The organism is Salmonella sp. 32070601201500089SM (genome assembly GCF_017573605.1).
Classification (GTDB): Bacteria; Pseudomonadota; Gammaproteobacteria; order Enterobacterales; family Enterobacteriaceae; genus Salmonella; species Salmonella enterica.
The window spans coordinates 82,500-99,639 of record NZ_JAGETK010000004.1; the positions used below are offsets into that span (position 1 = coordinate 82,500).

The following is a 17,140-nucleotide window of genomic DNA, read 5'->3' on the forward strand; positions in this document are numbered from 1 at the left end:
ATGGAAATAACCTGCCCCGTTTGCCATCACGCGCTGGAGCGCAATGGCGATACTGCGCATTGCGAGACATGCGCTAAAGATTTCTCGTTACAGGCACTTTGTCCTGACTGCCGCCAGCCGTTACAGGTTTTGAAAGCCTGCGGCGCAGTGGACTATTTTTGCCAGAACGGTCATGGTTTAATTTCAAAAAAACGGGTTAATTTCGTCATTTCCGATCAATAAAACCGCTGTCGACGTTGCGCCGCAGAGCAGAGGCGCCGACGTCTTATCCGGCTAAGGGCAAAAGCGTTATTCGATACTCCCGTAATATCAGCATAGTATCCTGCCCGGCGGTTATTTTATTCTTTTTATTGATTCAACTATTTATAGGGAATATTATTCCCGAAAATTAATATTAGAAATAAATAACAGCCTTCTTTTTATTTATTATATCAATATTATAAATCTGTTTCATATTAAACTTTTCTTTTTAGGAATATATTTAGGCCTGTTAGTTATGATTCCATCTGAATCATCCATATAATATCTTTTCATAGAGGCGTGTTTATTTAACGACAGGGATATCATATGGTGCGAAGGATTCGCATTCTGGTTTTGCTATTAGTGTCTGGAGTCTCAGTTGCGGCTTCTGGCGCAGATAACTCTGCATCTGCAAATGATGAAAGCCACTCCTCCCTGCCTGATTTAGCCAGCGAATCCGCGAAAAAAGAAGAACAGGAAAATAAAGGAAAGTCCTTTAAAGAACAGGGCGCTGACTACTTTATTAATTCCGCCACCCAGGGCTTTGATAATCTCACCCCGGAAGCGCTGGAATCCCAGGCGCGTAGCTATTTGCAAAACCAAATCACTTCCTCAGCACAGTCATATCTTGAAGGTGTAATGTCACCTTATGGCAAGATCCGTACCAGCCTGTCCGTGGGCGAAGGCGGCGATCTGGACGGCAGTTCGCTGGATTATTTTATTCCCTGGTATGACAACCAGAGCACGCTTTTCTTTAGCCAGATTTCGGCTCAGCGTAAGGAAGACCGCACCATTGGTAACTTTGGGCTTGGCGTTCGCCAGAACGTCGGCAACTGGCTGCTTGGCGGCAACGCATTCTATGACTACGATTTTACGCGCGGTCACCGTCGATTAGGTCTGGGAACCGAAGCCTGGACGGATTACCTGAAATTCTCCGGCAACTATTACCATCCTCTTTCTGACTGGAAAGACTCCGAAGATTTCGACTTTTATGAAGAACGACCCGCGCGCGGCTGGGATTTCCGCATGGAAAGCTGGCTGCCGTTTTATCCGCAGCTTGGCGCTAAATTAGTTTACGAACAGTACTACGGCGATGAAGTAGCGCTGTTTGGCACCGATAATCTGCAAAAAGATCCTCATGCCGTCACTTTGGGGCTGGAATATACGCCGGTACCGCTGGTCACGGTTGGTACGGATTACAAAGCCGGTACTGGCGATAGTAACGACTTTAGCGTTAACGCGACCGTGAACTACCAGATAGGCACGCCGCTGGCGGCGCAGCTCGATCCGGAAAACGTTAAAATTCAGCACTCCTTAATGGGCAGCCGCACCGATTTTGTCGATCGTAACAATTTCATCATTCTCGAATATCGCGAGAAAGATCCGCTGGACGTCACGTTGTGGCTGAAGGCTGACGCCACCAATGAACACCCGGAATGCGTGATTGAAGATACGCCTGAGGCCGCTGTTGGTCTGGAAAAGTGCAAATGGACTGTCAACGCGCTGATTAACCACCATTACAAAATTATTTCTGCCTCCTGGCAGGCGAAAAACAACGCCGCCCGTACGCTGGTGATGCCGGTGGTAAAAGCTAATGCGTTAACCGAAGGCAACAATAACAGCTGGAATCTGGTGCTTCCTGCCTGGGTTAATGCCGATACCGAAGAGCAGCGCACCGCCCTGAACACCTGGAAAGTACGCATGACGCTGGAAGATGAAAAGGGCAATAAGCAGAACTCCGGCGTGGTGGAAATCACCGTCCAGCAGGATCGCAAAATTGAGCTGATCGTCGACAACATTGCCGATACCGATCGCAGCGATCACAGCCATGAAGCCAGCGCGCTGGCCGATGGCGAAGACGGCGTGGTGATGGATCTGCTGATCACCGATTCCTTTGGCGACTCCACGGATCGCAATGGTAACGAACTGGTGGACGATGCCATGACGCCCGTGTTGTACGACAGCAATGATAAAAAAGTCACCCTGGCCCAGACGCCCTGCACCACGGAAACCCCCTGCGTGTTTATTGCCAGTCGTGACAAAGAAGCGGGGACGGTGACGCTTTCCAGCACCCTGCCGGGGACTTTCCGCTGGAAGGCGAAAGCAGACGCCTATGGCGACAGTAACTACGTTGATGTCACTTTTATCGGCGACAACCTGAGCGCGCTGAATGCGGTGATTTATCAGGTCAAAGCTGCCAACCCTGTCAACCTGATCGGCAAAGAAGATAAGCACCCTACGGTCAATAATGCTTACCGTTTCCTGCTGTGGCGCGACAAAAATAAAGACGGCGTATTCCAGATGTCCGAGCAGCTCACGGAAGAAGAGATGGCGCTGTACGACTACCAGTGGGAGTTTACCGGGCAGAGTACAAACGGACATACCGGCGCGCTGGCCAACACCATGAATGAAGATCTTGTCCTGCCAGTAACCAATAAAGAGGCGGCGCAGAAGTTTGCCGCCAATGTGGAAGATGGCGTTCAGGGTTACGGCATACGCGTTACGTATAGTCAGAAATAGCGTCAGCGTTGTGGCTGACCAGCCAGCCGCTGAATTTTGAGAAAAAGGAGAGTCTGAATGCAAGCAACAGTAAAACGGCGGCTGACGAAGGTCGCTTTAGCATTAGTAGTTGCCGGGTATTGCGCCGCGCCAGCGGTGGCGGCAAACGGTAATCTGAAATCGGGGCAGTGGCAGATTGTCTCTGAACAGACGGGCACCATTCAGGGTACGGTGCCGTGGATTACCCGTGCGGCGGATAAAACTGCGGATACCGACAAAGATCACGTAACGGTAACTATCGATCGCGGCGATCGTAAAATTGTGACCGAAGGCGATAAGCAGTTCCACGTTGGCGATAAGGTCACGGTGAACTGGGCGATTGGCGATACGGAAGGCGACCTAGACACCGACAACACGGCAACTAAAGCCACCGTGAAATGGGTGAGCTTTAGCGATCAGAATGGCAGCGACCCCAAAGATCTTGGTACTGGTGACAGTTATGAAATCCAGGCCGCTGATGCGGATCGTTATATCGGTATCAAAATCACGCCAACCACTACCACCGGTGACCCTGCCGTGGCAACCGAACTGCTGTTGAAAGACTTGTCGACCGATGCGGGCGGTGGTTCGGATGATGACGAAATTCCGGAAGGTCCGGTGGTGGATGAAAACGTCCATGTGGTTATTCATGAGAAAGATTCGAATACCAACCTGTTGAAGAATACAGGGACGACACTCAAAACGAATACCACCTATCAGGTATTGCTGTGGAGCGATAAGAACGGCAACGGTACCTATGATGCCGGTGAAAACGTTACCGACCAGTATGACTACCGCTGGAAATTCGTCGGCACCAGTAAAATTGCAGGTACCGGTACCGGCGGTATCGTCAACGAAAGCTGGAACGATAAAGACCTTGTCATCCCTGTCACCAACGCCGAAGCGAAAACGGCGTTCGAGGGAGCAGACGGCGGCGTTACCGTGGGTAGCGACGGTGTCCAGGGCTTTGGTCTGTCCATCGACTACAAACGCAAATAAGTTGTCCTCAACATACCACTCCCCGCGGGGAGTGGTATTTTCCGCGCACTTTGCTTAGCCGCGCGCTAAGCAAAGTGGGTTGAATTACGACAGAGAATGAAAACGGGTGGCTATCGCTCATGGACAGGAATCGGCAAGTGAATAAAGTTGTACATTTCTTACTGACATTACTGATCATGTTTGCAGCGTCGATCGCACCTGCGCAGGCGCTATTGAAGGGCGGAACCTAGCAAGAGCTGAACTCAGTCACCGGTGCGGTTAACGGCACCGCGCCGCTGGCCGACGGCGCTATTATCCCCCTTTACCAGGGAAGTACGCTGCTTGACCCGAGCAAAACCCACGATATTGAATTCAGCGCCATGCCGCGCGATTTTAGCGCGGATGCTACCTCAACCTCGATGCGGGCGGTCAATTCCACCGATACCGAAGGCGATCTCTTTAGCGATCCGCCCACCATCGCCTGGGAAAACCGCCAGCCGCCCGCCATGGGCTTGGTATGGGCCGATGCCGCCACGCCCGACACGCCGCTCTCGCCGCAGCCGGTTCCGAACCTGACCTTTTGCGCCCAAAACCTCGCCGGGCGACAGCTGGTGGCCTGGGCGCAGGTGGAAGATGAAACCAACGTTCCCGCGCTGTGGCTCTTTACGAATACCGGGGTGCCGAATTATGCGACCATTCCGCTGTTAAGCCCGAAAGTGACGCTGAATATCAAACCAGCGGTGAGCGACCCTGTTTCTGTGAGCGGCGATCATGTCGATGCCAGTTTTGAAGCATCGAAAGTTAAGGTCGGAGAAAGTATTACTCTTACTGTCACCACCAAAGCGTGTGATGGCGAACCTGCGATCAATGCGCCGTTTGTGATCCGTCGCGAGGATGCAATAAATCGCCAGGGTGTGGTCAATAACGCTAACCCGGTGCGCGTTGGCAATACCGAGTTAACGACTGCGCAAACAGAATATCATGGTGTAACGGACGGGCAGGGCAACGCCACGGTGGTGGTAACGCAAGAGAACGGTCCGGGGGTAAAAACGCGACTTATCGTCTCTTCGCAAAACTATCCCACGCTGACCGACAATGTCGACGTCATTTTCACCACCATCACCAGTCCAGACAGCGATAAGGCCAGTATGTACGGCCACATGATAGAGAGCGCTACCGCGACGCTGAACGGTATAACCTACACCTTCACCCGCCCGAAGCTGGCGGCGGAAGCGAGCGGCGCTGACAAAAGCGTCGTCGATACCAACGAAACCTGGGCGCTGTTCGACTGGAACGGCGCCGATAACCATTGCAATATTCTGCCGGACGCCGAACAACTGGTGCAGATGCGACATGAGCACAGCACGCTGGCAACGTACACCGGCTGGCCGGCGACGGACGATGCCGAATACTGGTCGTCGACCAAAGATCAGATGAGCGGCTACCACGCTGCCGTACATATGAACAGCGCATCGGTCGTCAGGGCCGCCGACAGCGACACGCTGCTGGTCAGTTGTGTGGATAAAGCCCAGCCTGCGGCGCACCCGCAGATTACTCTCTCCCCACAAGGACCGTATAAAGCGCAGGTGGGGGAGTCGATTGATCTGACGATGACCGTAGTTGACCGGGACACGCAAAAACCGCTGCCTTACCGCTACATGGAGCTGTTTATCGACCCGGCGAAAAACCGCAAAGGGGAACATCAGGACGCATGGGATAACCTGCGGGTCACCGTTGATTCCGAAGGTATGAGCGCCTCGTCGCCGGAGCACTATACCGGCGTGACTGACGTCAACGGCCAGGCGCACCTGACGTTAAAACATAACAGCGGCCTGGGCGTCGAAACGCCCATCCGCATCGTGATGCCGGACGACGAAGGCGGCAACGTCGAGCTGTCCTTTAGCGTAATTTTCACCGTGGTCACCAGCCCGGACGTGGACGGCGCCAACATGTGGGGCCATATGCGCGGCGTGGTGGACGCGGGCAACCTGTACAAACGTCCGCTGCTGGCGGTGGAGGCCAGCCATAAAGACGGCCAATTCAGCGAAAATAACGAAGAGTGGGCGACGTTTAACTCCGTGGCGTCGGCCACCGCGCAGTGCGGTGTCGGCCAGGTGCCGGATCAGTCGTTGCTGGCGCATTTGTACAGCGAACATACGGGCGGACAGATGGAAAGCGAGCACGGCTGGCCGACTGAAGATTATTTCATCGCCGCCGACAGCGACGCCTCCGGGACGGTACACGTCAACCTCGAAAACGGCGATAGCGGCAAATTTACCGATACGCCCAACTACCTGACCTGCTCGGCCAATGAAATGGTGGCGGTGCTGGACGTCTACTTCAACGACGACCCGGTGATCAAAAACGCCGACGCCAAAGTGGGTGAACAGGTTAAGATGAACATCCATTCGCGCAACGCCCTTAACGGCATAGCGATCGGCAATACCGACTTCACCATCACCATGGCGAACGGCAGGCGGCGTGACGGGCTGACGACCGGCTTTACCGATACCAGCAACGGCGAGATGCAGTTTGACGACGTGGGCTACGTTGCCGGGCAGGTTTATCACGGGATCACCGACGCTAACGGCGATGCGACCATTATCCTCACCCAGAAAAAGGGCGTGGGGCTGCTGACGCCGTTAAGCATCGTGCCCGTCAATTCATACATCAATACGCCGGTTTCCCGCAGCGTGAAGTTTACCGTCGCGACCAGCCCGGATACGGCAAAAGCCAAAATGTGGGGCCATATGGCCGACACGATTACCGTGGGCGACTGGACTTTTGAGCGGCCCAAACTGGCGGGTGAAGTGAGCAACCCGCTGCGTACCCAGGACGAGAGCAATGAGACCTGGGCGCGCGTGGCCCATAGCGACGCGGTGGGCAACCCGGATGCGGGCGGCTGCGCGGCGAACCGCCTGCCGCGCATCGACCAGCTTGAGGCGCTGTATAACGCCAACAGCGGCGGCAAGATTCACAGCATTCAGGGCTGGCCGACCTATCTTAACTACTGGTCGTCCACCTACCAGAGCGCCACCACCTGGAAACTGATCGCGCTGACGAACGGCAGTGAATTTGCCAACAGCAACGTCTCGATTTACGCCAGCTGCCTGGCCAGCGATAACCCGGTGGCGGCGTCCATCACCATTGAACCGGTCAATCCGTCGCAGTGGTACGACGGCAGCGACGTCCACGCGGTCAAAGTGAAAAAGGGCGAGACGATGCAGCTCAAGGTGACGGTGAAGGACGCCAGCGGCAACCCGATCCCGGAAGCGCCGTTTGTGCTCACCCGCGGCGACGGTTACGATCGCCGGGGCGAAAAGTATACCGCTCAGGACGGTGACGATCTGCAAGGCATCGTGACGCCCGTGGTGATCGACGGCGAATCGCTGGCATGGACCACCACCAAAATGGGGTCGCAGACCGGCACTGACGGCACCCGTATCATCAGCGTCACCCGCCCGGACACCCACGGCACCCGCACCGCGATTAACGCGACGCTGTATGAAAATGCCGCCGTGAGTGCCAGCATTGACACTATCTTTACCGTCGTCACCAGCCCGGATGTCAGCGTCGCCCGCATGTGGGGGCATATGGCGCCATCGCTGACGGCGGCGGATGGCGCGGTGTACCAGCGCCCGCTGCTGTACGCTGAGCTGTCCAGTACGGACAATACTGCGTCTAAGCAAGAAACCAACGAAACCTGGGCGGTTTTTCATGGGCCAGCCAGTGAAGGGGCCAATCCGGCCCGTTGCGCGGCGGGCTATTACCCTGCCGTTGAGGCGCTGGATTCGCTCTACAGCAAATACCCGAGCCGAACGATAAATACCGCCCAGGGCTGGCCGGTCTACTATTCTTACTGGAGCGGATCGAACTCGACGTCATTTTCCAGCGGGGCAAAACTTGACTTCTATTACGCAGTCGATCTGGCTGATGGTTCGCGTCGGTCAGAAAACAGCGCGACCAGCACTGCCTGGCAGTATCAAATTTGCGCCACGACGCCGCTGCCGCAGGCCACGCAGATTACCCTCACCTCCCCGCAGGCGATGGATGACGCTATTCAGGCGGTGAAGGCGAAAAACAGCGAGTCGATCCCGCTACTCATCACCACTACCGATGCGATGGGCAACCCGGTGCCTTATGCGACTTTTTCGCTTAAACGCGACGCCGGGAAGGCGCGCAACCCTGACTATAATAAATTTGTAGCCACTAACGGCACCAACATGACGGTGACGCCGCTCACCGGTGCGCAGCAACAGTTTTACTATGCCACATCGGTTCTGACCGGCGCCACCGGCGCGGATGGTACGCTGGCCCTGACGCTTGCCGAACCCGGCGGCATAGGGTTGAAAAACCAGCTGACCGCGAATCTGAACGATACGCCGACGGCGACCTCATCGCTGCCGGTGGTGTTCACCGTCCTCACCAGCCCGGACAGCGACAAGGCCAACATGTACGGCCATATGCCGGAGACCTTCACCGCCAGCAACGGTGCGGAGTTTAAGCGCCCGCTGGTGGCAGGCGAGCCCTCATCGGAGGCGCACACGGATACCTATTTCGAAACCAATGAAAACTGGATCATGGTGAATAGTTTTAATACCGGCAATTACGGCGGGTGTCCGATGAACCAGATGGCTGCGATAGATGATTTCACTGCGCTGTACAACGATCACCCAAGCGGCAAGGTGGCGACCGATATTGGATTGCCCGTCGGGAAGCGGTGGTGGGCGGGGGATAGCCTGCTGAAAGGCTCAACCCTTTACTGGCAGTATAAAGATCTCAAGACGGGGAAAAACTACAGCATGTCGGAAAACCCGGGTAACTACTACTTACAACTCTGCCTGACAACATCGCGCAGCGGGCTGAATATCGCGCTCTCTTCCGACGCATGGAACGCCGATAAATCAGCGGCCATGGCGAAAAAAGGCGAAACGATACCGATGACGGTAACGGTGACTAACGACGCCGGGCAGCCGCAGGCCGGGGTGGCCGTACTGTTGACGCGTGAATACTCTTATTCGCGCGGTGAGGTGGATAAGCAATACATTGAACCAGGCGTGATTGGCGAGCCGGTTCCGTTTACAACTTCGCCTGCGAATATGATGCTGACGCCGGTTGCACCTGCGGGTACGGCAGTGGCGTTTAATAACCAGAATGGCCTCAGCACAAAATGGTCTGGCTTCACCGGCGATGACGGTAAGTTGCGGTTTACGTTAACTCAGGATAAATCGCTGGGGTTAAAAACGTCTGTCACGGCGGCGCTTGCGAATCAATTTGATGAGGCGGCGAGCGTAGATGCAATCTTTACGGTACAAACCAGCCCGGATACGCCGTATGCGTCATACTGGGGTCATATGCCGGATACCGTGCAGGTGAACGGCGTTACGCTGCGCCGCCCGTACCTGAAAGCCGAGCTCTCTGCCGCGCCCCGGGATACCTGGCCGTTTAATAATGAAATCTGGGGGACGAACTATTATTATCAGTCCGAACACGTGGAAACGTCGTTGACGCATCTTTGCGGATCGCAGGAAAATATAGCCTCGCTGGACGATCTGAAAGCGTTGCAGAGCGTTATCGGCACGTTGCAATGGCCGACGACATCATCCTGGGACTATGTGTCGCAAGATGAAGGTCAAAGCAATAAGTACTACTGTTCATTTAACGAAACGACCGGCCAGACAACCTGTACTCGTGAAAAAGCGACGACCTCGGGCTTAGGCTCGTGCCGGGTGCCGTAGTGAATGGGTAATGGGGCCGGGAGCGCGTTTGAATGTTGGGTGACGCTTTGCGGCGCCCAACCTGGGTATCCCTTGTAGCTGGCGCTGTTCCGGTAGCGATGTATTTTTACGTTTTTGTATTCATGGAATGAACTGCAACGAAATGGACTTTTCTCAGGTACGTCAGTGAAATCGAAAAAGTGTGTCGGTTTTTTACCCTGGCTGCTGCTATGCGCCCTCAGTTTAACGCCTTTCTTCGCGCAGGCCGTGCGAAGCAGCGGCGCATGGCAGGAACTCACTGAGCAAACTGCGGCTATTAACGGCACTCCGCCGCAGGCCGATAGTGTGACGATCCCGGTGTATCAGGGCAGCGTTCAGTTGCGCTCTGATGCGGCGAATCCTGTTGACTACTCCGCGAAGCCCAGCCAGTTCAGCACCAGTGATGCTGGCAGCGCGCTGGCCTTAACCAATCCGCACGACACCGAAGGCGATATCTTCGCCGTGCCGCCGCTGGTCTGGCAGGCTGAACGCGCGCCCGCCGTTACGCTGGTGTGGGCCGACGCCGCCACGCCGGACACGCCGCTTGATCCACAACCCGTCAGCAATATAAGTTTCTGCGCGCAGAATCTGGCGGGCCGCCATCTGGTGGTCTGGTCGCAACTGGATACCTCAACCGCCATACCGCCGCTGTGGTTGCTTACCCGCACCGGCGTGCCTTATAACACGGCGGTCGAAGTGCTTGATCAAAAGTTTGCCGTGGATATCGCGCCCGCCGTGGGCGACCCGGTAACGCTCGCCGCCGATCATCTGGATGAGTCGCTCAACGCCGCGAAGGTCAAAGCGGGCGAAAGCATCATGCTGACGGTAACGACCAAAGACTGCGGCGGCGAACCGGAGGGCAACGTTGATTTCGTGATTACCCGCGGCGACGCGCAAAACCGCCAGGGCGTGGTAAACAATGCCGCGCCGGTGCGCGTCGGCAACACCGAACTGACCACCACCGCCACGGAATATCACGGTACGACCAACGCCGAGGGCGTGGCGACCGTGGTCGTCACCCAGGCGAACGGCCCGGGCGTTAAAACGCCGCTGATAGCGCACCCGTCGAGCGCGCCAGCGCTGAAAGCCAGCGTGGACGTGATTTTTACCACCCTCACCAGCCCGGACAGCAGCAGCGCCAACATGTACGGTCATATGGCAGAGACGTCCACCGCCACGGTGGACGGCGCAAGCTACACCTTTTACCGCCCCAAACTGGCGGCGGAAACCGACGGTGAAGACCGCACCGCCAGCATCAACAATGAAACCTGGGCGCAGTTCAACTGGGGCCACGCCGACGCGCACTGCGATATTCTGCCGGATGCACGCCAACTGGAAGGGTTAAAAATTGCGCGCGGCGATCTGGCCACCACCCTCGGCTGGCCGGTAGGGCTGACATCCGGTGACGAAGAGTACTGGTCCTCCTCCCAGGGATCGACTGCCACTGACCATATCAGCATTGATATGCGCAGCCGCGCCCTTACGCAGATGCCGGACGCCACGCAATCGCTGGTTAGCTGCGTGGATAAAGCCCCGCCTGCGGTCACGCCGAAATTAGTGATTAGCGCCGATAATTTTGATTCAACGGTCAACGCGGCGAAAGTGAAGGTGGGCGAAGAGATCAACATGAAGATCACCGTCACCGACAGCGCCACCAATAAACCGCTGCCTTATCGCTACTTTAACGTCTACCTGGGCGACGAGCAAAATCGCCAGAATCAAAAGAACGCCGATATTGATAGCGGGCATCAGTGGACGGATGATCCGGTAATTATCACCAATCTGGCAGGCAGCGACGGCCACTATCATGGCGTCACCGACGCCAACGGTCAGTTCTCGCTGGTGTTGACTCAGGATAAGGGTGCGGGCGTATTAACCCCGGTGCGCGTGGTGCTGTTCGACGGCACGGAAGCGACGCAGAACGTGATTTTTACCGTCGTCACCAGCCCGGACGTGGCGCAGGCGCGCATGTGGGGCCATATGCAGGGCGTGGTGGAAGCGGGCAATATCTACAAACGCCCGCTGCTGGCAGAAGAGGCCGCGCAGGATACCGGTTCCGAATTTGAGAATAACGAATACTGGGCGACGTTTAACTCGGTAACGGCGGCGACGAACCAGTGCGGTACCGGCCAGGTGCCGGGGCAACTGCTATTGGATACGCTGTATCAGGCCCATTCCGGCAACGCGATGGAAACGACCTACGGCTGGCCGACGCAGAAACACAGCTATATCGCGGCGGATACTGATGGTTCCACCACCGCGCACGTCAACCTGGCGACCGGCGCGGACAGCACGTTCAGCGGCGCCGAACCGAACTATCTCTCCTGCTCCGGTAACGAGTTGGTGACCAGTCTGGACGTTTACTTTAATGGCGATGAGTCGTTACGCAATGCGGTAGCCAAAGTCGGCGAACAAATCACAATGAATGTCCATTCCGTTAATGCGCTGAACGGGTTAAGCGTGCCCAACGCCAGCTTTATCGTCACCATGGCGCACGGCAAAAATCGCGACAACGCCACCACGGGCTTTACCGATCCCAGCGACGGAACGCTGGTGATGGGCGGAACGCCTTTCGGCTCTTCCCAGGCGTCGATGACGTATCAGGGCATGACCGATGCCGAAGGCAACGCCACGCTGGTGATTGAACAGCCGCAGGGCGTGGGCTTACTGACGCCGCTGAGCGTACTGCCGGTCAACTCACTGATTACCACGCCCGTCAACCGCAGCGTGAAATTTACCGTTGCCACCAGCCCCGATACGCCGGAGGCGCAGATGTGGGGTCATATGGCGGACACGCTCACCGTGGGTGATATGGAATTCCAGCGGCCAAAGCTGGCGGCGGAAGCGACTGCCGCCACCCGTACCCAGGAGCAGGATAACGAAACCTGGGCGCGTGTCAGCCACGCCGACGCGCTGAATAACCCCAACGCCGGGGGCTGCGAGGCCGGCCATCTGCCGCGCGCCGATCAGCTTGCCGCACTGTATGCCTCCAGCGACGGCAATAAAATCCACACCGTATCCGGCTGGCCGACGACGTATGACTACTGGTCTTCCACCTTCGCCAGCGCCGCTACATGGCAGGCGGTATCACTGGCTGCGGGCGGCTATACCGCTTCCGGCGATGCGTCGGACTACGTGAGCTGTCTGGTCAGCAAAAATCCGACGGCGGCGTCTATCACCATTGAGCCGGTGGATGCGGCATTGTGGTATAACGCAAACAGCGAACACGCGGTGAAGGTGAAAAAGGGCGATACGCTCCAGCTTAAAGTGACGGTAAAAGACGCCAGCGGCAATCCGCTGCCGCAAGCGCCGTTCGTGTTAAGCCGCGGCGACGGCTATACCCGCCAGGGGGAGAAACATATCGCCGGTAGCGGCGACGGCATCGTCTCGGCGGTGGTGATTGACGGCGATTCGCTCAACGACAGCGCCACCCAAATCGGCGGTATGACCGGTGAAAACGGCAGCAAAATCATCAACGTCACCCGCCCGGATGCCCAGGGGACGAAAGTCGCGATTACGGCGGCGCTGTACAATAACGCCAGCGCGACGGCCAGCATCGATACTATTTTTACCGTGGTCACCAGCCCGGACAGCGACAAAGCCAAAATGTGGGGCCATATGCCGGAAACGACGACGGCGGCCAACGGCGAGGTGTTTAAGCGCCCGCTGTTATCGGCTGAAATCGCCAGCGGCGTTACCCACGGCGACAATACGGAAAACAACGAAGCGTGGGGAATCGTCGATTTTGAAATGGCGAACGACGCCTGCGGCGCGGGATACGTGCCGACCCTTGCCGATATGCAATCGCTGTACGACGCCAGGCCCGGCGGCGCCATGAATACGCAGCAGGGCTGGCCGCTGGACGGTAAAAACTACCAGGACAGCACCGCCGATTTGAGCCGGAGTACGCAAAACCGCTACGTTAAGTCGATTAATCTGCGCGACGGCGGCGTCGGTTCGCTATTGTGGAATGAACAACTCTATTTTGTCTGCCTGCAAAACGCCCATCCGGCGGCGACGCAGATAACGCTCACTTCGCCTGTGTATAACGACAGCGACGGATTCGCCAAAGCGAAAGTCGGCGAGACCATCCCGGTCATCATCACCACGCGGGATGCCCAGGGCAACCCGGCCGCCGACACGCCGGTTATCTTTACGCGCGGCGACAGCGTCGGGCGCGCGAATCAGGAGGTGAATAGCTCGGCGGCGGCGGATATACAGATAAACCACAGCGACGGGCGTAGCAGCGGCGCTAACTATTACACCGCCACGGGCGCCGACGGCACGCTGACGCTGAATATCAGCCAGGACAGCGGCGCGGGCTTTAAAACGCCGCTGACGGCGGCGATAGAACACAACGGCGTAACGAGCGCGCCGCTGCCAGTCATCTTTACCGTGGTCACCAGTCCGGACACGCCGAAGGCCAACTACTGGGGCCATATGGCGGAAACGCTGACCGACAGCAGCGGCGTGGCGTACAGGCGTCCGCTGCTGGCCAGCGAGTTTAGCGCTACGCCCGGCAAAACGCTGACCATCGCCAACGGCTACTACGACAAAGGCGAAACCTGGGGCATGATAACCGTCGATAAAGCTTGGAACGGCACCGGTGGCGGCTGTGGGCGCGACACGCTACCGACCGTAGCCAACCTCCAGACGCTGTACGGGACATACCCGGATAACGCCATGCGCAGCCGTAACGGCTGGCCGATGACCAGTTCAGGCAACAACAACGTCAGCCGCTACTGGTGGGCGGGGGATTACGTGATATCGTCAGACGGCACGAAGTCGCTCTACGCGGCGGTCAACCTGTTTAACGACGGCAATGATGTCAAAACGACGACCAGCACCTCGATGTACTACATGCAGACCTGTCTTGCCTCGCCGCGCAGCGCCGCCGCCAGCCTGACGCTGACGCTGGCAGGCCAGGATGAAACCACCGGAAGCGCAAAGGCGAAGAAGGGCGAGCAGATGGCCGCCACCATCGACGTGAAAGACGCCGCAGGTCAGCCGATGAAAAACGTGATGGTGAAAATCAGCCGCGGATCTTCGTACAATCGCGCCAACAGCGCCACATCGTCCTCAAGCGTCACAGACGATATTACGCTGCGTAATGTGATGCCGTCCGGCCTGGCGACATACCTGCTGGATACCTCGGCGAAATATCTGTATGCGCAAACTGATGCCCAGGGACAGGTGACATTTACCCTTGCGCAGGACAGTACCGCCGGTTTAAAAACCACTATCAGCGCCGCCACGATGGACGGCAGCAACCTGACAGACAGCAAAGACGCAATCTTTACCGTAGTGACCAGCCCGGACAGCGATAAGGCCAAATACTGGGGCCATATGCCGGAAACCTTTACCAACAGTAAGGGGGTTGAATTTAAGCGACCGCTGCTGCGCGCTGAACTTTCTTCAACGGCGGACACGTCGGGTTATACGGAAAATAACGAGACCTGGTATACCTGGAGCCGTTATCCGAATATGTATCAGGACACCGCCAGCCCGTGCGATCGGCTGGGGTTGCCGACGGTAAATGATTTACAGACGCTATATACCGATTATCCCAATGGCGCACTCACGACAACGCTTGGCCTACCGGTGGCATCAGGAAAATATTGGGGGGCGGGTAACTCAGTACCGGATGCCACGCACTCAGACAGTCAGTTCCAGTATGTCAGACTCAGCGATAATAATACGCTGACAACCAAAGCCAATACCGCCACGGCGCAGCTTTGTCTGGCAAAGCGCCGGGAATTGTCGATAGAACTCACCTCCAGCGCCATGGATGCGGATAAAGGCGCTCCAGTGGCGAAGAAGGGCGAGAGCCTGCCGTTGACCGTCACTGTGAGGGATGGTTCCGGCACGCCGCAGCCCAATACTACTATCCGTTTGGGACGAACGCTTTCGATAGACCGGGCGGGTGTCGTTGATGGCAGTTCCGGCGGAGGCATGGTACTCACATCGGTTGCGCCGTCTACGGGCTCAATGACGTTTAACTGCACGGTATCTTCGTGCACAAGTTATTGGTATGGCATTACGGATGAGGATGGTAAAGCGCAACTCGAAGTGACGCAGGATGATTCCCGTGGCCTGAGAACACCGCTGCAGGCGATGCTTGTCGACGATCCGCTGACAGTTAGCGATATGGACGTCATTTTCACCGTCATTACCAGCCCGGACAGCGATAAAGCCAAATACTGGGGACACATGCCGGAAACCGTGACCAACAGCGCGGGCGTGAAGTTCCGGCGTCCGCTGCTGGCGGCGGAGATGACGTCGAATAGCGGTACTTACCTGGTTAACAATGAAACATGGCCCTTAGTCACCGCAGCGAACACTGAAAAAGCGGGCGCAACCGGCTGTGATGCGGAATACCAGCCGTTGTCGGGCGATCTGCAAACGTTGTATAGCGACAATCCTAACGGCGCAATCGGTACAAATTACGGCTGGCCGGTGGCGGGGAACAAATCCTGGTGGGCGGCGGATCGTGCGCCGAATACCGGATATTACCAATTTATAAACCTGAATAGCGGCGGTAAGGGCACCGCCAGTTCATCGACTGCCACCGGCGCTCAGGTGTGTCTGGTCGAGCCGCGTACTTCTACTCCTGCCAGTATTACGCTGACCTCGACGGCGATGGACAGCGCGAAAAATGCGGCGGTAGTGGCGAAGGGAAGCGCGATGCCGTTAACGGTGACGGTAAAAGATAGCAGCGGTAACCCGGTCGCCAACGTCGGTTTTACGTTGTCACGTGGCGATTCGAAAAATCGGGCAGGTATGGTGATAACGGATGGCGACGTGGCAGCGGATGCCGGAGCAGACGATCTCATGCTTAAAGAGCTGACTCCCGCAAGCGCCAGCCAAAGTATGACCACCACCGGGATTGTCTTTACCGGCACTACCGGCAGCGACGGTACGGCAACGTTTACGCTTAATCAGGATAAAAGCCTGGGGTTGAAAACGCCACTCACGGTGAAAGTGACGGACAATACGACTCTTCACGCATCGCTGGATGTGATTTTTATGGTACTTACCAGCCCGGATACGGATAAGGCGTTGTTCTGGGGAAATATGTCGGATACGACATCCGTCAACGGAAAAACGCTGCATCGTCCGTGGCTTCAGGCTGAGATGCTGTCAGGCGTGACGCCAGTATTTACCAACGGAGTGCATGCAAATAACGAGTACTGGGCGATGGCGCATACGGTGGACAACACGAAATGGGATATTGCCAAACAGTGCGGTAGCCTTAGCAAAGCACCGGATAATAACGACCTGTTGACGCTGTATCATTCAATTAGCTCGTTAGGCTGGCCGACGCAGGGCTATCCCTATTTATCTAAATCAAGCTCGAGCGGCGGCATGTATTGCGGCGTGGATGAGAATACCAGGCAACAAAACTGCGCCATTAAGCCGGCAAACACAGCAGGTTATGCGACGTGCGTGGAGTAACGTATTACGCGTCTGGTACGAAAATAATCTGCTTTTCACGTTCAATTGAGCTTCATGAAAAAGTGAAAGTAGCATTCATTGAAAAGTATATGTTCTGCTAATTGGCGCCACCACCGTTTGCCGCGCGTGTGTAAAAGCGCCGTCTCCCTTCTGCAACCCGGCATCTGGCGCTA

General features: G+C 56.5%; 4 protein-coding genes and 2 pseudogenes. All 6 read left to right on the forward strand.

Annotated elements, in window-relative coordinates; translation table 11 throughout:
- Complete coding sequence (locus J4728_RS08440) at positions 1-222, forward strand: zinc ribbon domain-containing protein (RefSeq protein ID WP_000406466.1); 222 nt, start codon at positions 1-3, stop codon at positions 220-222.
- Positions 223-567: 345 nt separating this feature from the next.
- Complete coding sequence (gene sinH / locus J4728_RS08445) at positions 568-2,760, forward strand: intimin-like inverse autotransporter SinH (protein WP_000252217.1); 2,193 nt, start codon at positions 568-570, stop codon at positions 2,758-2,760.
- A gap of 57 nt (positions 2,761-2,817) precedes the next feature.
- On the forward strand, positions 2,818-3,777 hold the full coding sequence (locus tag J4728_RS08450) for a SinI family autotransporter-associated protein (RefSeq protein WP_086811672.1): 960 nt from the start codon (positions 2,818-2,820) through the stop codon (positions 3,775-3,777).
- 119 nt (positions 3,778-3,896) lie between these two features.
- Positions 3,897-9,494 (forward strand): annotated as a pseudogene (ratA, locus tag J4728_RS08455) (DUF823/DUF824 repeat adhesin RatA).
- Positions 9,495-9,659: 165 nt separating this feature from the next.
- Positions 9,660-16,967, forward strand: coding sequence for a DUF823/DUF824 repeat adhesin RatB (gene ratB / locus J4728_RS08460; RefSeq protein ID WP_208211586.1), 7,308 nt, complete (start codon positions 9,660-9,662; stop codon positions 16,965-16,967).
- A 14-nt stretch (positions 16,968-16,981) separates the two neighbouring features.
- A pseudogene (locus tag J4728_RS08465) lies at positions 16,982-17,068 on the forward strand (IS1 family transposase); the annotation flags it as partial.
- Positions 17,069-17,140 lie beyond the last annotated feature (72 nt).